The sequence below is a fragment of the Psychrobacillus sp. NEAU-3TGS genome (assembly GCF_029955155.1).
In the GTDB taxonomy this organism is placed as follows: Bacteria; Bacillota; Bacilli; order Bacillales_A; family Planococcaceae; genus Psychrobacillus.
The window spans coordinates 983972-1010942 of the sequence record NZ_JAPNOZ010000012.1 but is presented as its reverse complement, the minus strand read 5'-3'; the positions used below and the strand labels follow the sequence as shown (position 1 = coordinate 1010942).

Genomic DNA, 26971 nt, shown 5'->3' with positions numbered 1-26971 from the left:
GGAATAATGGAAAATCATAAATATGCAGTTGTTGATATTGAAACAACAGGCCATTCATCGACGAGTGGTGACCGTATTATTCAACTTGCAATTGTATTTATTGAAAATGGCAACATAGTGGATACGTTTACAACCTTTATCAATCCGAAAAAACCAATCCCTTTTTTTATACAAGATTTAACGAAAATTAAAGACAAAGATGTACAGCATGCACCATTGTTTGAAACAATCGGATCAAAAGTGTTAGATTTACTGCAAGACCATATTTTTGTTGCACATAATATTCACTTTGACCTGCCCTTTTTGCAGAAAGAATTACAACGTGTAGGGCTTCCAAAGCTTGTATGCAAGACGATGGATACAGTAGAGTTTGCTAAACTTATGTTTCCGAATCTGTATAGCTATAAACTGCAAGATATTGCAACCGAATTACATATTCCATTAGAGGCAGCACATCGAGCGGACGACGATGCGTTAGCTACTGCCTATTTATTATTGAAATGTATTGAGCGATTAGAAAGCTTGCCTATAAAAACAATCGAATTATTACATAAAAGATCCTTTCAGTTAAAATCAAATTTATCGATTTTATTTTTTGATGTATTAGCGGAGAAAAGAAAGCAATATGATGCTACTAATTATCTGATGTACCGAGGAATTCCATTAAAAGAAGTAGAAAAAGAACATATTGCAAGTCATATATCGATTCCTTTTCCACGAACAAAAGAGCTAAAAATTGACTTGTTTCAAAAAGGACTTTCCCGTTTTGAAGAAAGACAAGGGCAATTTGCATTTATGGATGAAATTCAACATGCGCTAGATAATAAAACAGAAACGGTATGTGAAGCAGAGACTGGCATCGGTAAAACTTTAGGGTATTTATTACCTGCTACCATATACGGGCTGAGTCATCAAAAGCCAGTCATTATAAGTACTTATACAACTCATTTAATCGACCAGCTAGTGTTAGAGGAAATCCCGAAATTAACATCTATTTTAGGTACTCCAATACGTGTAGCAAAACTAAAAGGAATGCAACATTATATAGACTTGTATCGATTCTGGCAGCATGTACAACTAGACGATGAATCGTACGACGAAACATTTACGATTATGCAAATATTAGTTTGGCTGACGTTAACGGATGAAGGGGATTTAACAGAGTTAAATGTTTCTGGCGGTGGACAATTATTCGTAGATAAGATTAGAAAAACGTCGCTTTCGAAAGTATTGGAAGAGCGGGAATTAGACTTCTATGAAAGAGCGCTTCGTAAAAGCGAAAAATGTGATATTTTAGTTACGAATCATGCCATGATTATGGCAGACCGAGAACGAGAGAAAAAATTATTGGCACACGGCTGTGCAACAATTATAGACGAAGCTCATCAAGTCATTCATGCAAGTATGTCCCGTAAAGAACGCGTTTTTTCTTATACAACATGGAAATATGTATTAGGCCAGTTTGGAACACTAGATACGGACCAACTGCTCAGTAGGCTGGCACTTCTACATATACCTTTAGCACTACGAATTCGATTGGAAAAGCAATATGTAGATGTAGTTGAGACATTTGATCAAGCTATTTCATCTATTACAGATGCTATACCGCCTACAAATAGCTATTCAAAAAGTACAAAAAGAACGGCGATCTTAGAAGATTTGAACTTGGACACATCGATTTTCCGTGCAGTTGCTACAGCGATGCAAACGTATATATTCTCTGCCAAATCAATATTAGCTACTTATGCAAAAAATAAGCTGGATGATCAAGCAATTGTGCTATTAAACGAATGGGAATATTGGATAAGAGAGCTTGAGATTAAAGTAAGCGAATGGGATGAAATCTTCTTAATTGATGAAGCGGTGGAAGCTAAATGGTTAGAAATTGATACAAGAAGTATTCCGGGCAGTTTGACCATTATCAAACGACCTCTAAATTACCAAAAAGATATTAAAGAAGCAGTTGACCCATTGAGACTATCTGGTGCAGTTATTTGGACTTCTGGTACGCTCACTGTGCCATCTAATCGTCATTTTATAACGTCTCAATTAGGGTTAAGTACGAATATTCCGATTCAGCAATATAGAGCGGCTGCTGATTATTACAATGGAGCAGAGCTATTGATCATGGAAGATATGCCAGATATTAAGCAAGTTTCTCAAAGTGATTATATTGAGGCTGTGGCTGAAGCAATTGTTCAAACTGTACTTATAACGGAAGGCAGATGCTTTGTTTTATTTACATCTCAAGATATGTTAAGGAAAACAGTAGAAATCATTCAAGATACTAATTTACTTGAAGATTATATGTTATTCGCTCAAGGGATGACTTCAGGAAGTAGAATGCGTCTATTAAAATCATTTCAACGCTTCTCGAAATCTGTTTTATTTGGCACGAACAGTTTTTGGGAAGGAGTGGACGTTCCGGGGGATGCTCTATCGGTTATTATTATGGTTCGTCTGCCATTTTCATCACCAGATGACCCTTTATATAAAAAACGTGCAGAATTGCTTAGTGTTAACGGTCAAAATCCGTTTACCGCATATTCGTTGCCAGAAGCTGTCTTACGATTTAGACAAGGTTTCGGTCGTTTAATACGTTCATCGAATGATAAAGGAGTATTTATCGTTTTAGATAGAAGAATAGAAACAAAATCCTATGGAAGTGACTTTTTACAGGCAATTCCTAATATTCCTGTTAAGAAAGTTACGCTCGAAAATATGGTCTTAGAGCTTGAAAATTGGTATACTAATGAAGGATGAGATTTAGAAAGCGGGTATAAATATGGAAAACAAAATTGAAGTGCTATCTACTGTGACTGTCAATTATCAATCGGACTTATACAAACTAGTAGATGCATTAAATCGAACATTAAAACAGCAAGATTTGATGTTTGGCTTGGCACTTGATAAAGAAGACCAAGAAAAGTGCGTTTTTACAATTTATAGGACTTAACATATGGTACTTAAAAGATGGCTCCTATTTATCGTTGTATTTGCATTAAGCTTAACCGTGATACTTAGTTTACTTATTTATTTTCAAGCGAAAATACCATTCAAAGAAGCAAATGAAAACGCAGAAACTTATGTAACGAAAAACCATTTACTCGCTCAAGTAGATGATTCCTATGTGTATAATAGTACAAATACTTTCCATACCGTTATCGGTAAAACAGCAAAGGGAGAAGAAAAAGCGTTCTTTCTTCCAGAGAAAAAAACAGATGACGCGATAATGGAAGTAAAATTAAAGGATGGCATATCTAAAGAGAAAGCAATCGAACTTGCAATGAGTAATGAAAAAAATGGCGAATTATTGCATGCAAAGCTCGGCGTAGAAGAAGTTGGTCCTGTTTGGGAAATAACGTATGTAAACGAAAAAAACAATCTCAACTATGTATATCTACTATTTGATAATGGAGATTGGTGGAAGAAAATCTCGAATTTATAACTAAACTTTTGACTTGTGGAGGAAACTATGAAGAAAATAATGATTAATGAGATGTCTAACCATGTAGGCGAAACAGTTAAACTTGGCGCATGGCTTGCTAACAAGCGTTCAAGCGGAAAAATTGCTTTTTTACAATTGCGTGATGGCTCCGGCTTTGTACAAGGCGTAGTAGTAAAAGAAGATGTGGGAGAAGATATTTTCCAAAAAGCAAAAGGGTTAACGCAAGAGACTTCTATGTATGTAATTGGAGAAGTAACAAAAGATGAAAGATCTTCATTTGGTTATGAATTACAAGTAAAAGAAATTGAAGTTATCCAAGCTGCTGTTGATTTCCCTATTACACCAAAAGAGCATGGAACTGAATTTTTAATGGACAACCGTCATTTATGGTTACGTTCAAGAAAACAACATGCAGTTATGAAAATCCGTAACGAAATTATTCGTGCAACGTATGAGTTTTTTAATAATAGTGGTCATATTAAAGCGGATCCGCCGATTTTAACAGGATCATCTCCAGAAGGAACGTCCGAATTATTCCATACGAAATATTTTGACGAAGATGCATATCTTTCTCAATCTGGTCAATTATATTTAGAAGCTTCCGCAATGGCACTTGGAAAAGTATTTTCTTTCGGACCAACTTTCCGTGCAGAAAAATCGAAAACACGTCGTCATTTAATCGAGTTCTGGATGATTGAACAAGAAATGGCTTTTTGTGAACTAGAAGAAAACTTAGAAATACAAGAACAATATGTCGCATTTATCGCGCAAGCTGTTTTGAAAAACTGTAAAATAGAGTTAGAGCGTCTTGGTCGCGATTTATCGAAATTAGAAAATATTCAAGCGCCGTTCCCTCGTATTACTTATGATGATGCAATTAAACTTTTACATGAAAAAGGGTTCGATGACATTGTGTGGGGAGATGATTTCGGTGCTCCTCATGAAACTGCAATTGCTGAAAGTTATGATAAACCAGTATTCATCACACATTATCCAGTAGGGATTAAACCATTCTATATGCAACCACATCCAACACGCGATGATGTTGTATTATGTGCCGACTTAATCGCTCCAGAAGGATATGGAGAAATCATTGGTGGTTCCGAGCGTATTTGGGATTATGATCTTTTAAAACAACGTATACAAGAGCATGGTTTAGATGAAGCTGCTTATGCTTGGTATTTAGATCTTCGCAAGCAAGGTTCTGTACCGCATTCTGGATTTGGACTAGGTTTAGAACGCACAGTAGCATGGCTAAGTGGAGTGGAGCATATTCGTGAGACGATTCCATTCCCACGTCTGTTAAACCGTTTATATCCGTAATAATTTATTCACATTGCAATTTAAGAAAAAGGAGACGATGGGTATGCAAAAGCGAGATCGACTCCGTATCTGGACTGAGCAGGGAAATGTAACCATTTCCCAGCTTTTTTTTAGTCATTACAAAGCGATTAATATTAAAGATGAAGAAGCGATTCTTTTATTGCATTTAATCGCTTATGGAGAAGCAGGAAATCATTTTCCAACGCCACAAAATTTAGCAGATCGCACGCATTTCAATGAAAATAAAGTAGTCACTATCTTACAACGTCTCGTTCAAAAAGGGCTTGTGCAAATTGATCAGCATATGGACGCAGACGGAGTTCACTATGAATATTATGCTTTCCATCATTTATGGGAGCTTTTGGTAGATCATGTGGAACAAGAAGAAAATCGAGTCGAAAACGAGCAAGTAAAAGAAGAAGAAGGCGAAATCTATAAACTGTTTGAACAAGAATTTGGCAGGCTGTTATCACCGATGGAATACGAAACAATTGGTATGTGGTTTGACCAAGATAAACACTCAGCAGCTTTAATTCGACTAGCATTAAAAGAAGCGGTGTTATCACAAAAGCTAAGCCTGCGTTATATTGATCGTATTTTATTTGAATGGAAAAAGAAAAATATTAAAACGGTAGATGCAGCCGAAAATCAGACTGCACAATTTAGACAGCAAATACCAGTTCAAAAACAAATGGAACTGCCAACTAGGACTACAAAAGTTTCATTTTATAACTGGTTAGAAGAGAGAGAGTAGGTGGAAGAATTTTGCTTACGAAAGTACAATGGCATTATTGCCTAGATGAGATGGAGCGAATGTTCCCAGATGCGCATTGTGAACTCGTTCATAAAAATCCATTTGAGCTATTAGTTGCAACGTTATTATCCGCTCAGTGTACAGATGTACTGGTGAACAAAGTAACAAAAGACTTATTTCAAAAATATACAAAGCCCGAAGATTATTTAGCCGTCCCGATTGAAGAATTACAAAATGATATCCGATCAATTGGACTTTATCGTAACAAAGCAAAAAATATTCAAGCTTTAAGTCAACAGCTGATCGACTTATATGATGGAGAAGTACCTGTAGACAGAGATTTACTTACGACTTTTCCGGGTGTAGGACGCAAAACGGCGAATGTCGTCGTTTCTGTTGCGTTTGATATTCCTGCAATCGCAGTCGATACACATGTAGAACGTGTGACGAAAAGATTAGGACTATGTAGGTGGAAAGATTCTGTACTTCAGGTGGAAGAAACGCTCATGAAAAAAACGCCAATCGAATTATGGTCAAAGGCACACCATCAGCTGATATTCTTTGGTCGTTATCATTGTAAGGCTCAAAATCCGAACTGTCCTGAATGTCCTTTGCTATCTGTCTGTCGAGAAGGTGCTAAAAGGATGAAGAAAATTGTCACTGCATAATGAATTGGACAAGTGGAACGATTTGCAAATTCAGTTAGTGGTACTTTTTAAAGAAAAAGATACTGCTAGATTGGAACTAATGGAGCAAGGTATTCAGCTGCTAGAAGTAATCGTAGAACAAGAAGGGGAAGCAGCTCCTATTAATTTTGCAGAGCGCTTTACTTTTATTCGTAACAATAAACATAATTATACCGCATTTAGGCAATTGGACGAGTTATTCAAAGAAACGAAGAAAAAAATTGCACGTCTTCGAGCACAGAAAAAAGAATGAGCACATGGCTCATTCTTTTTTTGTGGATAAAGCTAACAAGGATCAAGCTGAAATTAAATTCAATATTGGGAGTTACCAACCAAAAACAATAAACATAACGAGCGGAAAAGTAAATATCTGGAATAGAGCAACCAATATAGCGATGAGAGCAATCAAACTCTTAACGAAAGCAACCATTTCATGCATGAAAGCAACCAAATGTTTTATCAGAGCAACCAGCCACTACATCTAAGAAGAATATCAAGGCGACCAAAAAAGAGCAATCCAGTGCTGGATTGCTCTTTTTCAATATTATGGAGTGGAGCTAGAATTTTCTTCTCCGGTGCCATTAGTACCATCCGTACCATCCGGATTCGTATGGTCATCAGGATTTGCTTCTCCATCGGAAGTGTCATTGCTTTCATTGCCAGTATTGTTGCCACTTCCGTTATTATTACCGTTATTATTGTTACCATTATTGTTCCAATTGCCATTATTATTGTTGTTATTGTTATTGCCATTGTTGTTCCAATTGCCGCCGTTATTATTACCATTGCCGTTATTATTACCATTGCCGTTGTTATTCCCGTTTCCGTTATTATTCCAATCGCCGGAATTTTCATCTTCATCGGTTTCAGCAGGAGGTTCTTCTTCCATGTTCTCCTCTTCATATCCTTCTAATGTAAGTGACACGGAAGCAGGTTCACTTCTTACTTCACCAGAAACTGCTGTTACAGAGAATACATACGTACTTCCTGGGATGAGACTTTGTACAATTAACCCTGTTTGATTGGTTGTTTGTAAAATTTCTGAAGGTCCGTTATCAACTGCTACGGATACTTCAAATTGTACTTCTTGTTCAGTATCTTCAGGCTGTTCGTAGTCCCACATTAATGTTGCGGTTAAAGCAGTTTCGTCTAAATCAACGGATAAATTGGTTGGAGCATTTAGCTCTAATTGTTCAAATTCCTCGGACACTGTTGTTGGTTCTGTACCTTTTACAAATAACTCAGTTCTTTTTAACTCATCTGGCGTATATTCACTTGCTAATTGAAGTGGATTCGTACCTTTTTCGATTGTCGCTTCGACAACTGAATTTGGCTTGCTAAATTTCTCTGTAGTCTTGTCTTCTGAAATATTCGCCATTACTTTCTTGAAAATCTTTTGTGGCAAATAACGTTCTTCATTCGTTGTCATTGGTGTTTTCATATCTGGATAACCAGCCCAAACGGAGATCGAGTAGTTGGTTGTATAACCAGCGAACCAAACATCTGGAAATGCACTGCTTGGTAAATCCCATTCCTTCATTTGGTTAGAGTCATAGTTAGAAGTACCTGACTTGCCGGCAATATCTAAACCACTTATTGCAGCAGTTTTAGCTGTTCCTTTTGTTAATACATCACGTAAAACGTCCGTTACGATATAAGCAGTAGAATCTTTCATAACCGCATTTGATTCAGGACGGTAATCTTTTTCAGTCTTTCCGTCTCGATAGACGATTTTGTTGATCGCATAAGGTTCTGTATGAACACCGCCGTTTCCGAATGCTGCGTATGCACCAGCCATTTGAACAGGGGACATCGGTTTATCAATGCCACCAATTGCAGAACTTTCATGCACTTCTCCTAAATCGATTCCAAAACGATTTATAAACTCTTTCGCGTTTTTCGTGCCAACTTCTTTTAAAGTTTTCACGGCAGGAACATTTCGAGAGTTATAAAGTGCTTCACGCATAGTCATCGCACCTTTATATTTCCCATCAAAGTTGCGTATATTTTGTTCCGTACCTGTATACTTCATTGGTTCATCTACAATCGTTTGACCGGTAGACCAATTTAAAAATTCAACCGCTGGACCATAATCGAGCAACGGCTTAATAGTTGAACCTGGAGATCTAACTTTCATATCATATGCGTAGTTATAGCCACGTTCTACCCCGTAATTACGGCCACCGCCAACTGCAGCAATTGCACCTGTTTTCGTATCAATAACCGCCACAGCTGATTGAATATCTTCTGTAGGGAACATATCTGAATTTAATGTGTCTTCCACTTGTTTTTGAGCATTTGGTTGAAGTGTTGTATGAATAGTAATTCCTTCTGAAATGGTATCACCATCTCCATGTTTTTCTAACTCATCCAAAACGACATCAATAAATGCATCATATTTTGTGTTTTGTTTTGCTACACGTTCTTCCTCAGGAAGTAAAGAATCCCCTATTGGAATTGCCTGTGCAGCTTTCATTTCTTCATCTGTTATTTTTCCATGTAGATTCATTAAATGTAGCACTGTATTTCTACGTTTTTCAGCAAGGTCAGGATTTTTAAACGGATTATATGCATTTGGTCGTTGCGATATACCCGCTAAAAGTGCGTACTGATCTAATGTTAAATCTTTAAGCTCTTTACCATAAAAATACTTGGCAGCCGTTCCATATCCGTAAACTCTTCCGGACATCAGTACTTTATTGAAATACATTTCAAAGATTTCTTCTTTTTCATATTTACGTTCTAATTGAACTGATAAATATGCTTCTTGGGCTTTACGTTTTAACGTTTTTTCATTTGTTAAAAAAGAGTTTTTGATTACTTGTTGCGTAATCGTACTAGCTCCTTGTTCACCAAAACCATGGGTGAGATTGGCAAGTACAGCTTTACCTAATCGTAAAAAATCCACCCCAAAATGTTCGTAAAAACGTGAATCCTCGGTAGCGATAATTGCATCATGCATTTGTTGAGGTATTTCATCGAAAGGTACATATTCTCTATTTTCTGCGCCAAGAGTCGCAAATAGTTCTCCGTTGGCATCTAAAAGTTTAGGACTAATTGGGTCTTTTAATGAACTTTCATCTAATTTAGGAGCTGAGCTCGCGTAATAAGCAAAAAGTGACCCTCCTGCAATAAGACCTACGATACCAACTGCGACTATTGCTAATAATATTCGTTTAATCCAGATCTTAGCTGGTGTATTGGACGTTTTTTTCTTCTTTTGTTGTAATTGCTTTCTTCTTTGTTCACGAGTTTGTCTTTGCTCACTCATAAACTTCTCCTCACTTTCACTTTATGCATGTAAGTCATTAACTATTTTTAAATAATCAATCCTAGGTGCATATTTGGGTATTATTTCTATTGCGTGTTCCTCGAATTCCGCTAAAGCAATAGACTTTCTACCTCCTGCTAGCATTCTATCCCAATATTCCTTTAATTGGTCAAAAGGTAAATAAAAATAACGGTCAACTGTAGAAAAACGCACGAGTAAAAAACTGATACCCTGCTGCTTCACTACTTTACTCATATGTTCGACTTGATGAAGATGGACGTTTTTTAAAGGAAACGCTGTTCTATTTTCCGTTTCTTTTGCTTCAAAGTCAATATATTTCCCTTCAAATACACCATTAAAGTCGGTTGTAGATGGAGTTCGATAGTATGCTTCTTTAATAACGGCGCTACTTCTGCTTGGATAATCGACTTTCACGACTTGTATCGGTATTGGTTTTTTATAAATGACTGCGATTTCATGAACGAGATAGTATTCATTTGCATCGCTGATTTCATCTTCTAATGTTTTACCCCTATTACTAAAGGAATAATCTTTTCTTTTTTAGTCTCAGTTTCCTTTTTGGGCGTGTATAGTTTCCCGTTTGGATAACGAATAGCCAAGATATTCACCTCTCTATACTATTAGTTTATCACTTTTAGGTGATAAGACTCCACTCTTAATCGCCAAATGAAGGGGTTGTTGACCAACACAAGATAATTAGACGCCAATCGATTCTATTTAGTTTCACTGTGTATTCTAAGTTTTTCTGGGTAATGTAGGAATAGTGTGTTGTAGCGTTTTTGCTACTATAGAACGCCTTCTACGAGATGAGCCTTCACTGCTTGCGTGTAAGAGCGCCACCTGCTACGAAATAAAATAAATTGCTTGTTTACTCAGTATCGCCTTATTCGTTTTTTTTCGTTACGTATATCCAGTAAATGGCTTAGGGCAACCAACCAATCATCCTAAGCAATCCCTTCTTACCTGAGAGCAATTAAACCAGCACAAGAGCAGCCAAATTGCTGGTGAAAGCAATCAATTCTTCTAAATAGTTCAAATGAATTTGTCGTAGAGAACTTGGCGCAAGTGCCGCTTTCATAAGATCCATTCGCGGGATAGTACAGTTGGCACCTGCAAGGCGCAAAGCTATGATTCTGCAAAAACTTGTCGACATTCTACTAGTTTTGTCCATTAGAAAGAACGTTTGTCGAGTGGGAAGGGATTTCTAAAAAAAGAGGGAACATACTCTAAAAAGGGAGGTAACAAACATGAACAAAATCGAACGTATTATTGACCAATTGGAGCTATTAGAATTTTTACTGGAAGACCGGCTAAGTGATGAACAAGATCAGTTTGAAAAAGACTTTAGTAAATCATCCTTTCGATTGCTTGGTAAATTAGAAAAAATCGAGAACCAATTATAAGGAATGTACGTTCGTTTGCAACTAGTAATATGAGCTATAATTTGGTACACTATTACTAGAATGCGGGGGATTAAAATGTCGTTATTGCGTTTAACTGAACAATTACTAAAAGAATGTGATGAAAGCATATTACGTTTTCAATTTTATAGAGAAGAAGATAAAGAGCCAGATTTTTTTAATGATGTAAAACCACATGCCTATCAACTAGATGAATTATTGCTCGAATGGGAAAAACTCGTACGAACATGGATTCAAGTGAAGCGTCCAAAATATGTGCATCCAAGTCAGATTGACTCTTTACTTGAGTCCATGAAGCAATTCATCGTTCAATCGTATTATAAAGGGACAAGTAAGAAACGATTTTTAAAATCGATTCATTCATCCAAATATACATTAGAAACAATCATTCATGCGATCAAGGAAGTGGGGGATGAGAATGCGAGCGAATAAAAGCATACAGGAATTGCTAGATGACTGGAAAGTCGATACAAATAGGTCTTCTAGAATCGAGCATATTCATGTAACAGAAGAGAAAGAAGCAATATATGCTCCTTTTCCTGCAAACATGCATCCATCCATTCAAAAAGCATTAAAGAGTCGCGGGGTAGAACAATTATATCTCCACCAACGGCTAGCGTTTGATGCGGCAACAGCAAAGAAATCCTATACAACAATAACCCCAACCGCCTCCGGAAAGTCGCTTTGTTACCATCTGCCGGTTCTTCAATCGATATTAGAAGACCCAACCTCGCGCGCTATTTATTTATTTCCAACAAAAGCATTAGCTCAAGACCAGAAAAGTGATTTAAATGATCTGATTAAAGCAAGCGGGGAAGAAATATTAAGCTTTACGTATGATGGAGATACGGAGCCTGGGATTCGACAAAAAGTACGTAAATCAGGTCATATCGTTTTAACCAATCCTGATATGCTTCATTCGGGGATTTTGCCTCATCATACTAAATGGGTCTCCCTATTTGAAAACCTAAAATATATTGTGATCGATGAAATTCATACATATAAAGGTGTATTTGGAAGTCATGTGGCACATGTTATACGACGATTAAAAAGGATATGTGCGTTTTACGGTAGCAATCCGCAATTTATATGTACTTCCGCAACGATTAAAAATCCAAAAGAATTAGCTGAAAGCCTAACGAATACACCCCATGAATTAATTGATCAAAATGGAGCACCATCTGGGAAAAAACATTTTGTCTTTTACAATCCACCAATTGTTCATCCTGTATTTAATGTTCGGCGAAGCGCCATTCTAGAAGTGCGAGATATCGCTCAGGAACTGTATATAAATGGTATTCAAACAATTGTATTTGCGAAAAGTCGCGTCCGCGTGGAGATGCTTGTTACTTATTTACAAGCTTTGGTTAGCAAAAAGATTAATGACCAAACGATTCGTGGCTATAGAGGTGGTTACTTACCTTCTGAAAGAAGGACCATTGAGAAAGGGTTACGAGACGGCATTATTCGAACGGTTGTTAGTACAAACGCCCTTGAGCTTGGTGTCGATATTGGCCAGCTACAGGCATGTATTATGACAGGTTACCCGGGAAATATTGCGAGTGCTTGGCAGCAAGCCGGGCGCGCTGGAAGAAGACAGGACGAGGCGCTCATTATATATGTAGCACAGTCAACTGCTCTCGATCAATACGTGGTGAAAAATCCGGAATATTTTCTAGGTCAGTCGCCTGAAGAAGTACGTATTCATCCTGATAATATGATTATTTTAATGGATCATTTAAAATGTGCAGCATTTGAGCTTCCTTTTACAACGCTGGATTCCTATGCAGAGTTTTCGATTCAAGAACTGCTTGCTTATTTAGAAAGCGAAGGGGTTTTATTGCGAACATCCGATAAATGGCATTGGATGTCGGAAAGCTTTCCTGCAAGTAATATTAGCTTGCGGTCTGCTTCCCAGGAAAACGTTATTATTATCGACCAAACGATTCCAACTAAAACGAGAGTAATCGGAGAAATGGATTTATATAGTGCCATGACTTTACTCCATGAAGAAGCGATATATTTGCATCAAGGGACTCAGTTTCAAGTGGAAATACTCGATTGGGAAGAAAAGAAAGCATTTGTGAAAGAAGTGGATGTGGATTATTTCACAGATGCCAATATTGCAGTAGAGTTAAAAGTGTTAAGTGAAGATAAGGAAAGAGAAGCGAATATTGGAACATTGCGATTTGGCGATATTATCGTCTTAGCACAGCCAACGATTTTCAAAAAGATAAAGTTTGATACGCATGACAATATCGGCTCTGGGCAAATTCATTTACCTCCACTTGAATTGCATACATCTTCGACTTGGTTTAGTTTTGACAAGCCTAGTGATTGGACAGATACGTTATTATCGGATGCAATGACTGGAGTTGCTTATGCGTTACATGCATTTATTCCGTTGTTTATCCATTGTGATGCAAAGGATATTCATGTTGTACCACAAGTAAAATCTGTTAATGTAGAGAAACCAACTTTTTATATATACGATAGCTATCCTGGTGGAATAGGTTTGTCGGAAAGAATGTTTGATTTATGGAATGCTTTAGTTCCAAAAGTGACGGAGCAAGTAGAGGCTTGCCCCTGTTCAAATGGGTGTCCTGCATGTATTGGTGCTCAGGACGCCGAGTTAAATTTAAAAAAAGAAGTGATCAAATTATTTCATTTATTGCAGGTGGATGAGCATGTCGTATGAAAAAAAACTGATGCAAATGAAAGGTCTTGTAAAAAAGAAACCATTAAATGAAGAGCCTAAAAAGGAAGTGCCTATACCAACACTTCCTTTTTATACGGAACAATGGAAAACAGCAGGACTAAAACTAATCCAAAATGAAAAAGGTTTTTTGTTTGTGAAAGAAACTTTTTATGAGCAGTCGCATATACATGGAAACATTGGGCTACATCAATTGCATGAAGCAATAACGTTCATGCAGGAAAAGTATCCTAATCATCCACTTACTTTAGCGGAAGGTACCCCTTTTTGTTTTTACGATACAGAAACAACAGGATTGAAAGGGACAGGTGTACTCATTTTTTTAAATGGTTTGTTAAAGCAAGTGGAAAATGGCTTTTTGTTAACGCAGTATGTGCTAGCGGAACCGGGTCAAGAGGCTTCGTTTTTATTGGCTTCTGAGTTTTGGAAAACGTCGCAGTCCATCATTACATACAATGGGAAAAGTTTCGATTTCCCACAACTTGTATCAAGATGGACGATGAACCGAAATACCATTCCTCCGCTACAGGAACATCAGCACATTGATTTAATGCACTCCTCTAAAAGAATTTGGAAAGGTGATTTAGAGCGATTTAAGTTAAAACAGTTAGAAGAACAAAAGCTAGGCTTTGTCAGGGAAAATGATATCCCTGGTCATCTTGCACCTATCATTTATTTCGATGCGGTGAAACATGGGGATCCCGCAAACTTGATGAAAGTTTTAAAGCATAATGAGTGGGATATTTTATCATTGGTAACTTTATATATTTTATCTGTGAAGTTATTAAAAGAAGATAGAGTAGTAGAGTCTTCTGTCACGTATACGAATATTGGGAAATGGTTTCGTGATTTAAAATCGGTGGACGCTAGTCAAGATTGGTTCCAGTTTGTGATTGAAAAATTTGCAGACGATGAAGTAAGTATTGCTTATTATTACGTCGGCTTGCACCTGAAAAGAAAGCATTTATTTGATGAAAGTCTCCGAGCATTTCACGCATCCTTAACAGAAATAGTTGGGAAATATCGTATCGATGTTTATATGGAACTAGCAAAACTTTACGAACATCAGCTAAAATATTTAGAGAAGGCATTAGAGATGACGAGGGAATGCGCAGATTATCTAGCGAAAACACCAAATGTGGGAAGTGAAAAACAGCAATTACGCCTGCATGAGGACCTACAAAAGAGAGAAGCGAGAATAATTCGGAAATTAACTATTTCCCGGGAAAGCGCACAACCTAACAAAAAGCGAGTTTTCCAGTCTTAAAATGCTCCTTTATTCGACATCACTATGCTATAATACGATTAAGTGAACAGACGGAAGGAAGATACCATATGGAAACAAAATTAAAAACTTCAGATATACTTGAAAAAGAATTTAAAACGGGCTTAAGAGGCTACAACCAAGAAGAAGTTGATATTTTCTTAGACGATATTATTCAAGATTATGAGGCATTTGAAAAGAAAATTGCCCAACTACAATCAGAGATTAACCAACTGAAAGAGGAACTTGCAGAAGCACCTAAAAGAACGGCGCCAGCACCACAAGCAGGAGCGACGAACTTTGATATTTTAAAAAGGCTTTCCCATTTAGAAAAGCATGTATTCGGCAGTAAATTGTACGAATAATTATATTTATTCACATCGATTGAATCTAACAAGCACATCGTATATACTAGGTATACCACTTATATATCCGGGCAATCGCTGCAATACTTGAAATTGTAGAGGAAAGTCCATGCTCACACAATTCTGAGATGAATGTAGTGTTCGTGCTTAGTGAAAAAATAAACTAAGGCAGCTAATTTAGCTGACGGCGGGATGAAGACCTAAGTCTTAGGATACGGTTGACAATCTCTGAAAGTGCCACAGTGACGAAGCTGTATTGGAAACTTTACAGGTGGAACGAGGTAAACCCCACGAGTGAGAAACCCAAATTATGGTAGGGGAATTTTCTTGAAGGAAATGAACGGATAGAAGAACGAGAAGTAATTTTCGTAGATAGATGATTGCCATCTACATCGTACGAGGTAAGGCACCGTTTGAGTACCGTAGAAACAAAACATGGCTTATTGGGTGTATGAGTGGCTTATACTTAATAATTACAAAGCTCTCCAATCTAGGAGAGCTTTTCTGTTCTACATAAGAAAATTAGCGGTATCTTATTTTGATAAAAAGGCAGGTGTACTTAAGTGAAACAACTATCAGCTGAAAAATTTTCATCTTTGCCAGATAAGGTCATTGATCAAATATTGCACTCCACCAAGGAAGGCATCATGATTACAGGCGATAAGATGACTATTTCACTTGTCAACACTGCCTTCGAATCATTGACAGGATACACGTTGCAAGAAGTAAAAGGAAAAACGCCCCGAATACTCCAATCTGGAAAACAAGATGCCAGCTTTTATCAAAATATGTGGAAAGACATAAAAATGAAAGGTTCATGGCAAGGGGAAATTTGGAACAGACGCAAAAATGGAGAAATCTACCCGGAACGCTTAACGATACATACAATCGTTAATGAAGAAGGGATAGTAACAAACTATTTTGGCGTTTTTTCTGATATATCACATAGTAAAGTTATCGAAAAAGAAATAGAAGAATTGACGAATACAGATTCATTGACGAATACGATGAACAGACACACATTCTATGAACAACTAGAAGATTTGATCGCAACATCAACGGAAAACAGTGAACATGCGATGCTAGTAGTAGATTTAGATCGCTTTAAACAAATAAATGAAACATTGGGAAATGAAGTAGGGGACTTCCTATTAACACAAGTCGCCGATCGAATAAATTCCATTGTTCGGGCTAACGATTTAGTCTCTAGATACGGGGGAGATGAATTTTTAGTTACGATTACCGATTTGAAATTTCAAAAAGAGGCTGTACACTTCGCAGATAAGCTAAATAAGTTACTAAATAAGCCTTTTTATATAAATGGTAGAGATATTTACATTACATCAAGTATAGGAATTAGTTTTTATCCGCAAGATGGAGTAGAAGTAGAAACACTTATACAAAAAGCGGATAAAGCGATGTATTTTGCCAAACAAAACGGACGAAATCAATATGCGTTTTATTTTGATGAATTACAGACAGATGCAGAACGATTACTTTTGTTAGAATCAGAACTGAGAAATGCGATTCAACAAAAAGCGTTTGTTATCCATTACCAGCCGAAAGTGTCTTTAGATACGAACCAAATAATTGGAGTGGAGGCACTCGTTAGGTGGTCAAACGATACACTAGGCGTTGTGTCACCGGCAGAGTTTATCCCGTTTGCGGAGGATAGTGGGTTAATCATTCCAATTAGTGAAGTTATTTTAGAAAAAGTATGCATGGACATAGTCGATTGGCGTTCACGAGGTATACATCATATACCGGTCTCTATTAATATTGCAGCACTTCATTTTCAACAAGATGATTTTATGGAACGAATAAATACAATTCTTACGAAGTATAATTGTAGTCCACAGCAGTTAGAGCTGGAGCTGACAGAGAGAACGGTGATGGAGGATTCTGAAAGCATTGTCCATAAATTAGTGAAATTAAAGCGTATGGGATTCAAACTATCAATTGATGATTTTGGAACAGGCTATTCTTCCTTAAGTTATTTAAATAGGTTCCCTTTAAACTATTTAAAAATTGATAGTAGCTTTATTCAACAGATGACAGAATTACAAGATAAGCAAGCGATAGTAGATACCATTATATTAATGGCGCATCGATTACACATAAAGGTAATAGCGGAAGGCGCAGAAACGAAAGATCAAGTGAAACTTTTAAAGGAAATGGGCTGCGATATTGTGCAAGGGTATTATTTTAGCAAACCGATATCAAGTGCAGCGTTTTTGGATTTTTTAGAGCTATGGGAGATCCATAAGCAAGAAAGGACTATATAATGACAACATTTAAATTAGTAGCGACAGCTGCGATGGGATTAGAATCCATCGTTGCCGATGAAGTAAAAGCACTAGGATATGAAACAACGACGGAAAACGGAAAAGTATATTTTGAAGGGGACGAACGTGCTATTGCACGTGCAAACGTATGGCTACGTGTCGCAGATCGTGTGAAAATCGTCGCTGCTCAGTTCCCTGCAAAAACATTTGATGAGCTTTTTGAACGGACAAAAGCGATACAGTGGGAAAAGTTCTTACCAGTAGATGCAGCATTCCCGGTACAAGGGAAATCTGTTAAGTCTACGTTATTCAGTGTTCCCGACTGTCAGGCAATCGTGAAAAAAGCGATTGTAGAACGCTTAAAACTTGCATATAAACGTATTGGATTTTTAGATGAATCTGGTGCAACTTATAAAATTGAAATAAGTATTTTAAAAGATGTTGCGACGATAACAATCGATACGAGTGGAGCAGGTCTTCACAAGCGTGGTTACCGTCAAGACCAAGGGGAAGCTCCATTAAAAGAAACATTGGCTGCTGCTCTTGTGAAAATCTCCAAGTGGAGTCCTAATCGTCCATTCGTAGATCCATTTTGCGGATCTGGAACGATTCCAATCGAAGCAGCGATGATTGGTCAAAATATTGCTCCGGGCTTCAATCGTGATTTTCATAGTGAAGCTTGGTCTTGGATGCCTAAGACGATCTGGGATGATGTACGCAATGAAGCAGAGGATCTTGCTGACTATGATCAAGAGCTTCAAATAATTGGATCTGATATCGACCATAAAATGATTCAAATGGCTGAGCAAAATGCATTTGAGTCAGGCTTTGCCGATATAATCACGTTTAAGCAAATGCAAGCACGTGATTTTACCACATCGTTGACAGATGGGGTTATGATTGGAAACCCACCTTACGGTGAACGTATTGGGGAAATCGAAGAAATTGAGCAAGTCATTAGTGATTTAGGCCATTTGATGGGACAATATCCTTCGTGGTCCGTTTATATGCTTTCTTCTATGGAAAACTTTGAAAATGCATATGGAAGAAAAGCAACGAAAAAGCGGAAATTATTTAATGGTTTTATCCGAACAGATTACTATCAGTTTTGGGGTAAACGTTCTTAAAAAGTAAGGGAGACTTGGTTCTCCCTTTCTTTTACGTTATTCCCATATTGGATTTTAGATACGAAGGAAAATTGATGGAAGTAGGGAGTTTTACAATGAAAAATGCGTTACCGTTTCAATTATCAAAAGACCGTTCTTTCTTCGAGTCATTAGGAGATTGGATGGGGGACGTTCTATATGATGAATTACCCGAAAAAGGATTTGAATGCCGCGACGAACAAATTTTCATGGCCTATCAAATCGAAAAAACATTAAAAGAAAAAAATGTACTATTTGCAGAAGCAGGCGTAGGTACAGGCAAAACGATTGCTTACTTACTTCCTGCAATATCTTACGCACGTTATACTGGGAAACCAGCGTTAATCGCTTGTGCGGATGAAACGCTGATCGAGCAGCTAGTAAAAGAAGCTGGGGACATTTTCAAAATACAAAATTATTTAGATATTAAAATAGATGTACGTCTAGCTAAATCACGCGACCAATATTTATGCATGAAGCGTTTAGAGGAAGCGCAAAAGGATGGAGATAATGATTTCTTTATAGAAGAGATTGAAGATCTAATTCCCGATTTTGTGTATGGGCATTCCTCGCTTCAAAAAATTTATCCTTATGGCGAACGAAGCCAGTTTCCTGGTGTAAGTGATACTGACTGGCAAAAGGTAAATTATCATCCGACACAGCAATGCACAGTTTGTGATCTAAGAAATCGATGTGGTCAAACGATTCATCGTCAAAACTATCGAGAGTCAACGGATATAATTATTTGTTCGCATGAGTTTCTAATGGAGCATATTTGGACGAAAGAGTCTCGTGTGCGAGAAGGGCAAATGCCACTTTTACCAGATGTGTCGATGATTGTGTTAGATGAAGGGCATTTACTTGAGTATGCAGCACAAAAAGCGTTAACGTATGAAGTACAAAGTGAAACGCTAATTCAGTTATTAGAACGTGTGATGGTCGATGGAGTTCGTGAAAAAACTTTGAATTTAATGGAAGTGCTACAAGAAACACATGACCGTATTTTCGGCATTTTAAGAAAAAACAGCACGGAAGAAGAAAGTGAACGGATGAAAATCGATAAAACAGCAGAGCTTATACAAATGTGTAAACAAGCGATTCGAATTACAGACGATTTGCTAGAGGAGTTTGTATTTGAATCCGAGTTGTTTACGATTCCTGAATATGAACTTCGTATGGTGGAGGAATTTTTGGAGCAATATGCATTCTCTTTACGTTTATTTACGGAAAAAGGGGACGGTGTTGAGTGGCTGGAAATCATTGATGGACACGAAACACTAATTGTGATGCCACGTTTAGTCACAGATATTTTGCACGAAAAATTATTTACAGCTAAATTACCAATTGTTTTTTCTTCTGCAACTTTATCAATTGAAAAAGATTTTACGTATATAGCAGATTCTTTAGGGATTGAAAAGTACCAATCATTTTCAGTTGAATCTCCTTTTGACTACGATGAAGTAATGAAAATTTATACTCATAAGACAAGTCAAGAAGACAAAGTGAAGAAAGTGGATGCATTATTAGAAAATACGCAGCAAACGTTGATATTGTTTAAATCAAAAACAGCGATGGAGCATTTCCGCTCTCACACGGCTATTTCTGCTAATATTGTATTTGAAGGTGATCGTGAGCTTTCGACGATTGTAAAAGAGTTCCAAAATGGTGATTATGCAACGCTATGCTCGTATCACTTATGGGAAGGGCTTGATTTGCCGCAAGAAGCTTTAACCCGAGTAATTATTTACGATTTGCCATTCCCATTAGCAGATCCACTATTTGATGCAAAAAGATCATTTTCAAATAATCCCTTTGAAGAAGTGGAGTTACCGTTTATGCTGCTTAGACTGCAGCAAGGAATTGGACGTTTAATCCGTACTTCGAGTGACCACGGGGAAATTCATCTTCTATTAAATGAAGAAGAAGCAAAACTTGAAAATCGTTTTACAGGGATATTGCCAACAACAATATAAAGTGACTAACAAGGGGGAATTGGGATGACAGTGGAACAACAATTTTTAGATTACGTAAAAAAGATTGGTGCCTACAATGAAGCATTAGGGGTTTTATATTGGGATATGCGCACAGGGGCTCCCAAAAAAGGGATTGATCAACGTTCGGAAGTAGTAGGGATACTTGCTACCGACGTGTTTAACTTGTCTACTTCAGAGGAACTAAAAGGTTTATTGGACGAGGTAGAGTCAACTCTTGACCAAGCGGACATTGTAACGAAACGTACTTACGAAGAAGTGAAGAAAGAGTATGATATGAGTAAAAAGATTCCCGCTGAGGAATATAAAAAGTTTGTCATTCTTCAATCTAAATCTGAATCTGTTTGGGAAGACGCAAAAGCAACCAATGATTGGGCAATGTTCATGCCTTACTTAAAAGAAATGGTCGCAACGTTAAAGCAGTTTGTTAACTATTGGGGAGTAAAAGATGATAATCCATACAATGTGTTATTAGACCAATACGAGCCAGGTATGACGACGGACGTTTTAGATAAAGTATTTGGTGAATTAAGAAGCCGAATTGTTCCATTATTAAAGAAAATAACAGATTCTCCGAACCAGCCGAAAACGGATTTCTTATTCAAACATTTTGATAAACAGAAACAGGAAGCATTTAGTTTAGATGTCTTAAAACAGTTGGGCTATGATTTTGACGCTGGAAGACTAGACGAGACCGTGCATCCTTTTGCTACAGGCTTAAATCGTGGAGACGTGCGAATCACTACAAAATATGATGAATCCGATTTCCGCTCCGCTGTTTTTGGAACAATTCATGAATGCGGACATGCGATTTATGAACAAAACGTTAGCGAAGATATGACTGGGACTCCTTTAGCAGGTGGGGCTTCTATGGGAATTCATGAATCCCAATCGCTTTTTTATGAAAACTTCATAGGGCGCAATCCGAAATTCTGGGAGCAGAATTATGAAAAGCTACAAAGCTATTCACCAGAGCAATTCGGGGATGTTAAGATGGAAGAATTTTTACGAGCTATTAATGAAGTAAAGCCTTCTTTAATTCGAATAGAAGCAGATGAACTCACATACGCACTTCATATTATGATTCGCTATGAAATTGAAAAAGGCTTGTTCAATGGGGACTTGCAAGTAGAAGATTTACCGGAAATTTGGAATGCAAAATATGAGGAGTATTTAGGAATTCGTCCTTCTAATGACTCGGAAGGTATATTACAGGATGTACATTGGGCTGGCGCAAGTTTTGGCTATTTCCCTTCCTATGCCCTTGGATATATGTATGCTTCTCAAATGAAAGCGGCTATGTTAAAAGATATACCTAATTTTGATGAGTTATTTGAAAAAGGCGATCTGTCTCCAATCAAAAACTGGCTTACTCAAAATGTGCACCAATATGGAGCGTTGAAAAAACCGCTTGAAATACTAAAAGATGCAACGGGAGAAGGGCTTAACGGCAATTACCTGGCAGATTATTTAGAACAGAAATATACGAAAATCTATCAGCTCTAATCGATTCTAATGAAATAATATAAAAGACAAGAATCCATGTGTTTTCAAAACACATGGATTTTTTAGCTAGAAGTATCATGTTAAGCAAACGTTTCAAAATACTTTCTTACTGTAAATTCGGATGGAGAGCATCCATGAAACAATATAGATAAGTAAAACGGAAACTACAACAATTAAATACAAAAGGGAATTATCAAAGGATAAAGCGGTTTGAACGAGCTCTCTTATTCGATCATTCAAATTTGGTATAAACATATTGACTATAATAAAGTAAAGGACAAATAAAACTGCAAAGGCAATCATTAAATACTGACTATTAAGTAAGTACGAAAATGGAAAAGCGAATGAAATAAATAGCATCACGATACTCATAGTGAACAATAATTGTTCCAATTGAATCATTTCTTTATGAATAATCAAATTTCCCATGAAAATAGTGGCCAAAACTAGGAAAGTAAAAACACATGCCCCTACATATTTAGAACTAACAATTTCTTTTCGAGTATAAGGTAAAGAATTGAATAAAAGATTGCTAGAGGATTTTTCATCCATTGAAAAACCTTGCATGATGATGGCGATACAAAACAAAACACCTATCCAGATTGTAGAACTGCCAAAAAATAAATAAGCAAATAGAGGTAGTAACAAAATTATTAATGTTTTTTTCTGTAAAGCAATGTCTTTACGAATGAGATTCAACATATTTATCTTTTCCTCTCTTTGTATATAACATAATATCTTCCAGTGTCGGCTTTTCTAAAATGGCCGCATCTCCAAAAACTTCTTCTGTACGCTGTTTATTTCCCGTTAATGCCTCAAAACCATAATTGGATTTTCGAATAGCAATAAATTCTCGTTCTGTATCACGATCTAATAGATTCGTTTCCCCTTTTACAATCGCATATTCTTCTTCGATTTTATAATACTCTTTAGTAAATATATGCTCTCCATTATGAATAAAAGTTATATAATCAGCTATCCGATCTAAATCTGTTGTAATATGTGTGGAAAAAAAGATTGTTTTCTCCCCATTTTGCATTAATTCATGGAGAAGCTCTAAAAGTTCTCGACGAAATATGGGATCTAGTCCCGATGTTGGTTCATCCATTATGATTAATTCTGCATGATGAGATAATGCAATCGTTAAAGAAGCCTTCATCATCATGCCTTTGGAAAAGTTTTTTATATTTTTATTCAAGGGTAGTTCAAACTTTTCTACATACTGGTTAAATAATGCATCGTCCCAGTTTTTATAGGCAGGTTTAATAATTCGCTTCATTTCATTTAAGGTGACATTTTCATATAATATGTTTTCATCGAACACAAAACCGATTCGTTGTTTTATTTCTTTTTCGTGATTTTTGTAATCCAAGCCAAAAATAGAAACGGTTCCACTGTCAGGTTGCAATAAGTTCATAATTAGTTTAATCGTGGTGGATTTTCCTACTCCATTTCCACCAATAAACCCAGTAACAAACCCTCTCTTTACCGATATAGTGAAGTCCTGTAGTTTAAATCCGTTAAACGACTTATTTACACCTTGCAGTTCAATTATATTTTCCATCATGCTTCCTCCTTATATAACAATGTAAGCAGTTCCCTTAACTCGGATAATTCAACCCCTATTTCTTTACTATTTTGAATTGCAGTCATTAACTGTTCCTCGATTACTTTCATTTTTCGCTCCATTATCATTTCAATATTTTGTTCGGATACATATGATCCTTTTCCGACTACTGAATAAATAAAACCATTTTTTTCAAGTTCTTCGTATGCTCTTTTTGTTGTAATGACGCTAATATCTAAATCCTTCGCTAATTGGCGCATAGAGGGCAGGGACTGACCAGGCTGCAATTCATTTGTCAAAATATGTTTCTTCACTTGCGTATAAATTTGTTCGTAAATTGGTTCTTTCGAATAATTCGAGATTATAATTTGCATGCAAAAACCTCTTTTTAATTAGTGTATATATACTTTATATACACTATATACGATAGTTAATTAATTTTCAATGTTTTTAAAGAAATTATTTACTGGGCATTTATAGGAGAATGGTCATACATAGAGTGGATTTTTTGTCTCGTGAAAATTGGAGCGATGCTTTATTAAGGGAAGAACTAATTTAGGGAATATGCATAGAATAAATAATACAATGGCCTAAAACATCCTCAAATTTGAAAAACATTTATCCCGCTATACTGGCAGTAAGACTCCGACTTTAAGATTGAAGAAAAGCGAAAAGATAAGTGGGAGATCAACTGCTGGCATGCGCCCAATGAAATGATCTCAGACTAAGTACGTAACATCGTGTTGGTCCTGCGCAAAGCTCGTCGCAAAATAAAAGAGCGTTTGCAACGTCTGTGTGACCCACATCGTGTAGGACACAACTAACAATCAGTGGGGTAGGACGGGGACCAAAGCGCGACTCCATGTCGCAACGTCCCCACTAGCACGTCCTGTGCGTCGAAAAACCCACACTAATTGAAGTTTCACTTTATATACAAAGAGCTAAAGCAATTCGGCTTCTAATTGTTAATTTATAAGTAAGGTGGGGATGAAAATTACATGTTTAACGGTCGATCTATACCAAGAATAAAATTTAATCCCGAAAAAGTAAGCGTGACTTCTATTACTCATGATTTTCATAATATGAACAACGAGGGGAAGTTGCCCCTTCCCTGGTTTGACTTGGAAACTATGCAAAAGAGGCATGTTTCACAAAAAAATGTTTTTACTTTTTCAGCTACCGGGGCTACTCATGATTTGCCAGCAGAGGAAAAAGAGGGATGTGAGACTGTTTTAGCTTCACTTACTGCAGAAAAAACAGAGGATAAACTTGTTGCGTATAAAAGGAACGAAACTGCCGATCTCCCCAAAAAACGAGAAAGCCATAGGAGAAAGATGCAATATGAAACTTTTGTCGTTGACATAAAAAAAGAGCCTACTATTCAATCTGCTATGCATCCGAAAGTCAGCAAAAAGTCTATAAAAATTCCTTTCTCCCTCTTTGCGAAAATCCATACTTTCCGTTATCCACCAATCTCGATTGAAGCGAATACGAACAGTGTTTATCAAATCGAAGTCAAAGCAGAGCAAGACGTAGTGTTTAAGTCTGAATCTAACCATGAAATGGAAGATTCACTAGAATTTAATCTTACGAATGACCCTGATAAATATCCAAAAGTAAGTAAAAAAGTGATAAGAATTCCTTTCTCTCTTTTTGAAAAGATCCATAATTTCCGTTACCCATCGATCTTAACCGAAGCGAATACTAATTTTGTTCCACAAATCGAAGCTCAGGTGGAGCAGGAGATAGTATCCAAGTCTGAGCTAAACTTTGAATTGGGAGATGAGGTAGTGCTAGATGTTCTAGAAGATACACAAGAATTCAATCTTCAAAATGAAACTGATCAACTCAACAAAATGTCCAAAAAGACTATAAAAATCCAATTCTCTCTTTTTGAAAAGATCCATAATTTTCGTTATCCTCCCATCTCAACCGAAGCGAATACTAATTTTGTTCCACAAATCGAAGCTCAGGTGGAGCAGGAGATAGTATCCAAGTCTGAGCTAAACTTTGAATTGGAAGATGAGGTAGTGCTAGATGTTCTAGAAGATACACAAGAATTCAATCTTCAAAATGAAACTGATCAACTCAACAAAATGTCCAAAAAGACTATTAAAATCCAATTCTCTCTTTTTGAAAAGATCCATAATTTTCTTTATCCTCCCATCTCAACCGAAGCGAATACTAATTGTGTTCCACAAATCGAAGATCAAGCGGAGCAGGAGATAGTGTCGCCGTCTGAGCCTAATCTTGAAATGGAAGAGATAATAGCATCAGACACTATTGTAGATGATTCAAATGAAGATTATCAAAATAACTATGAAGACGATAAAACAAACCAATCAAATAAGTTAAGTGGACAGACTGAGACACGTTTAAGAAAGTTAACAATCCCATTCTCTACCTTCGTAGAAATCGATAACTTTCTCCATCCTCCGTTATTCGGAAGTACAGATCAAAAGACATTTACTTTTATTGATCCATCTGATAATAAGCCCCCTCAATTGGACACAAAATTAGTTGATACAGTCACTTATCTTCATGAACAACCATATTGCCACCTAATTGGATTTAAATCACATGAACTTATCTTTACTACGAGTCAGAAAAGTGTTGAACGAGAGAGTAATAACAAGCAGAAGGCGTACCATCGGGCTGTTGTCGTCTCAATTCATAATTCAATTTCAATGAAAGAAGGAGAAACAGATAAAACATATCCCAATCACAAGTATGTATATACTCGAGTTCCGGTAATAGTAGGGGAATATAATGTAGAAGTCTGTTTAGACGAAGATGTTTTATTTAAAGAGAAAGTTTATAAAGTAAAAGAAATTTCTAAAGTAGTTGAATTAACAAATTGCAAGTTTGTTCCAACTAAATATTCTCCTTCATCGACCGGTAAGAACCGTATTGCATTAAAAGGGAAATTATTTTTGGAAGGAAATATTCATCAAAGTATTGAGTATCTTCCAAGGATAAAAGGAGAAGAAAATTCCGAGTCGTTAAAAGAGGAACAATTTTCTCATTCAATTCATCAAAACATTGTTATAGAATTAATAATCCAACTGCTACAAGTCCAAACGGTTATTAATCAGCAGTTAACTTAAATTTTAGCTAAATGAATAGAATACATGCTCAAGATTAATTTAATAATTTTACAAAAAAGACACCTTCTTTCCAATAGGGAATGTAAAGGTGTCTTTTGTTT

Annotated in this window: 21 protein-coding genes, 1 other RNA gene and 1 pseudogene; 18 read left to right on the top strand and 5 right to left on the bottom strand. The window is 36.7% G+C overall.

Translation table 11 applies throughout. The features are described from left to right. Positions 1-6 precede the first annotated feature (6 nt). From dinG to OR571_RS21360, 7 genes are read left to right on the top strand one after another with little or no spacing between them, the layout of a single operon-like run. The gene (dinG, locus tag OR571_RS21390; protein ID WP_282245862.1) at positions 7-2763 is read left to right on the top strand and encodes an ATP-dependent DNA helicase DinG; all 2757 of its coding nucleotides are present in this window, start codon (positions 7-9) and stop codon (positions 2761-2763) included. A 22-nt stretch (positions 2764-2785) separates the two neighbouring features. Beyond that, entirely contained in the window at positions 2786-2956 is a 171-nt protein-coding gene (locus OR571_RS21385) for a YpmA family protein (protein WP_093273022.1), read from the top strand. 3 nt (positions 2957-2959) lie between these two features. Continuing rightward, on the top strand, positions 2960-3448 hold the full coding sequence (locus OR571_RS21380; protein ID WP_282245858.1) for a cell wall elongation regulator TseB-like domain-containing protein: 489 nt from the start codon (positions 2960-2962) through the stop codon (positions 3446-3448). Between the two features lie 27 nt (positions 3449-3475). Continuing rightward, positions 3476-4771 carry an asparagine--tRNA ligase gene (asnS, locus tag OR571_RS21375; protein WP_282245857.1) on the top strand — a complete coding sequence of 432 codons (1296 nt, stop codon included), beginning with the start codon at positions 3476-3478 and terminating at the stop codon, positions 4769-4771. A gap of 43 nt (positions 4772-4814) precedes the next feature. Next, complete coding sequence (locus OR571_RS21370) at positions 4815-5525, top strand: DnaD domain protein (RefSeq protein ID WP_348775074.1); 711 nt, start codon at positions 4815-4817, stop codon at positions 5523-5525. An 11-nt stretch (positions 5526-5536) separates the two neighbouring features. Continuing rightward, positions 5537-6193: an endonuclease III gene (gene nth / locus OR571_RS21365; RefSeq protein ID WP_142537182.1), complete on the top strand. Its 657-nt coding sequence runs from the start codon at positions 5537-5539 to the stop codon at positions 6191-6193. Next, the gene (locus OR571_RS21360) at positions 6180-6464 is read left to right on the top strand and encodes a YpoC family protein (RefSeq protein WP_282245853.1); all 285 of its coding nucleotides are present in this window, start codon (positions 6180-6182) and stop codon (positions 6462-6464) included. The genes nth and OR571_RS21360 overlap by 14 nt, the downstream gene beginning before the upstream one ends. 291 nt (positions 6465-6755) lie before the next feature. Here OR571_RS21360 and OR571_RS21355 read toward each other — a convergent pair whose 3' ends face one another. Together OR571_RS21355 and recU are read right to left on the bottom strand one after the other, a co-directional pair. Then, positions 6756-9482 (bottom strand): PBP1A family penicillin-binding protein, encoded by a 2727-nt coding sequence (locus OR571_RS21355; protein WP_282245851.1) that lies wholly within the window; start codon positions 9480-9482, stop codon positions 6756-6758. A 21-nt stretch (positions 9483-9503) separates the two neighbouring features. After that, positions 9504-10102, bottom strand: a pseudogene (gene recU / locus OR571_RS21350) (Holliday junction resolvase RecU). Between the two features lie 648 nt (positions 10103-10750). On the opposite strand from recU, the gene OR571_RS21345 reads away from it, so the two are divergent. The 10 genes from OR571_RS21345 to OR571_RS21300 all read left to right on the top strand — a co-directional run bounded on the left by OR571_RS21345 (position 10751) and on the right by OR571_RS21300 (position 22196). Continuing rightward, complete coding sequence (locus OR571_RS21345; RefSeq protein WP_170206427.1) at positions 10751-10906, top strand: hypothetical protein; 156 nt, start codon at positions 10751-10753, stop codon at positions 10904-10906. Between the two features lie 75 nt (positions 10907-10981). Further along, the gene (locus tag OR571_RS21340) at positions 10982-11356 is read left to right on the top strand and encodes a YppE family protein (protein ID WP_282245848.1); all 375 of its coding nucleotides are present in this window, start codon (positions 10982-10984) and stop codon (positions 11354-11356) included. Continuing rightward, positions 11343-13622: a DEAD/DEAH box helicase gene (locus OR571_RS21335; protein WP_282245847.1), complete on the top strand. Its 2280-nt coding sequence runs from the start codon at positions 11343-11345 to the stop codon at positions 13620-13622. The genes OR571_RS21340 and OR571_RS21335 overlap by 14 nt, the downstream gene beginning before the upstream one ends. Then, a complete protein-coding gene (locus OR571_RS21330) occupies positions 13612-14907 on the top strand; it encodes a ribonuclease H-like domain-containing protein (RefSeq protein ID WP_282245846.1) in 1296 nt (431 codons plus the stop codon). Before OR571_RS21335 ends, OR571_RS21330 begins: the two co-directional genes overlap by 11 nt. A 68-nt stretch (positions 14908-14975) precedes the next feature. Next, on the top strand, positions 14976-15269 hold the full coding sequence (gene gpsB, locus OR571_RS21325; protein WP_282245845.1) for a cell division regulator GpsB: 294 nt from the start codon (positions 14976-14978) through the stop codon (positions 15267-15269). A gap of 63 nt (positions 15270-15332) precedes the next feature. Beyond that, an RNA gene (gene rnpB, locus OR571_RS21320) (RNase P RNA component class B) lies at positions 15333-15717 on the top strand. A 115-nt stretch (positions 15718-15832) separates the two neighbouring features. Continuing rightward, positions 15833-17554, top strand: a complete 1722-nt coding sequence (locus tag OR571_RS21315; RefSeq protein ID WP_282245843.1) for a putative bifunctional diguanylate cyclase/phosphodiesterase — start codon at positions 15833-15835, stop codon at positions 17552-17554. Next, positions 17554-18681 (top strand): THUMP domain-containing class I SAM-dependent RNA methyltransferase, encoded by a 1128-nt coding sequence (locus tag OR571_RS21310; protein WP_282245841.1) that lies wholly within the window; start codon positions 17554-17556, stop codon positions 18679-18681. The genes OR571_RS21315 and OR571_RS21310 overlap by 1 nt, the downstream gene beginning before the upstream one ends. A 95-nt stretch (positions 18682-18776) precedes the next feature. Then, on the top strand, positions 18777-20672 hold the full coding sequence (locus OR571_RS21305) for an ATP-dependent DNA helicase (RefSeq protein ID WP_282245840.1): 1896 nt from the start codon (positions 18777-18779) through the stop codon (positions 20670-20672). Positions 20673-20696: 24 nt separating this feature from the next. After that, positions 20697-22196, top strand: a complete 1500-nt coding sequence (locus OR571_RS21300; protein WP_282245839.1) for a carboxypeptidase M32 — start codon at positions 20697-20699, stop codon at positions 22194-22196. A gap of 93 nt (positions 22197-22289) precedes the next feature. Here the strand turns inward: OR571_RS21300 and OR571_RS21295 are convergent, their stop codons facing one another. From OR571_RS21295 to OR571_RS21285, 3 genes are read right to left on the bottom strand one after another with little or no spacing between them, the layout of a single operon-like run. After that, on the bottom strand, positions 22290-22898 hold the full coding sequence (locus OR571_RS21295) for an ABC-2 transporter permease (RefSeq protein WP_142537171.1): 609 nt from the start codon (positions 22896-22898) through the stop codon (positions 22290-22292). Continuing rightward, positions 22879-23760 (bottom strand): ABC transporter ATP-binding protein, encoded by an 882-nt coding sequence (locus tag OR571_RS21290; RefSeq protein WP_282245838.1) that lies wholly within the window; start codon positions 23758-23760, stop codon positions 22879-22881. Before OR571_RS21290 ends, OR571_RS21295 begins: the two co-directional genes overlap by 20 nt. Continuing rightward, entirely contained in the window at positions 23760-24137 is a 378-nt protein-coding gene (locus tag OR571_RS21285; protein ID WP_282245837.1) for a GntR family transcriptional regulator, read from the bottom strand. Before OR571_RS21285 ends, OR571_RS21290 begins: the two co-directional genes overlap by 1 nt. A 756-nt stretch (positions 24138-24893) precedes the next feature. On the opposite strand from OR571_RS21285, the gene OR571_RS21280 reads away from it, so the two are divergent. Beyond that, positions 24894-26870, top strand: a complete 1977-nt coding sequence (locus tag OR571_RS21280) for a BC_2427 family protein (protein WP_282245836.1) — start codon at positions 24894-24896, stop codon at positions 26868-26870. Positions 26871-26971: the final 101 nt, after the last annotated feature.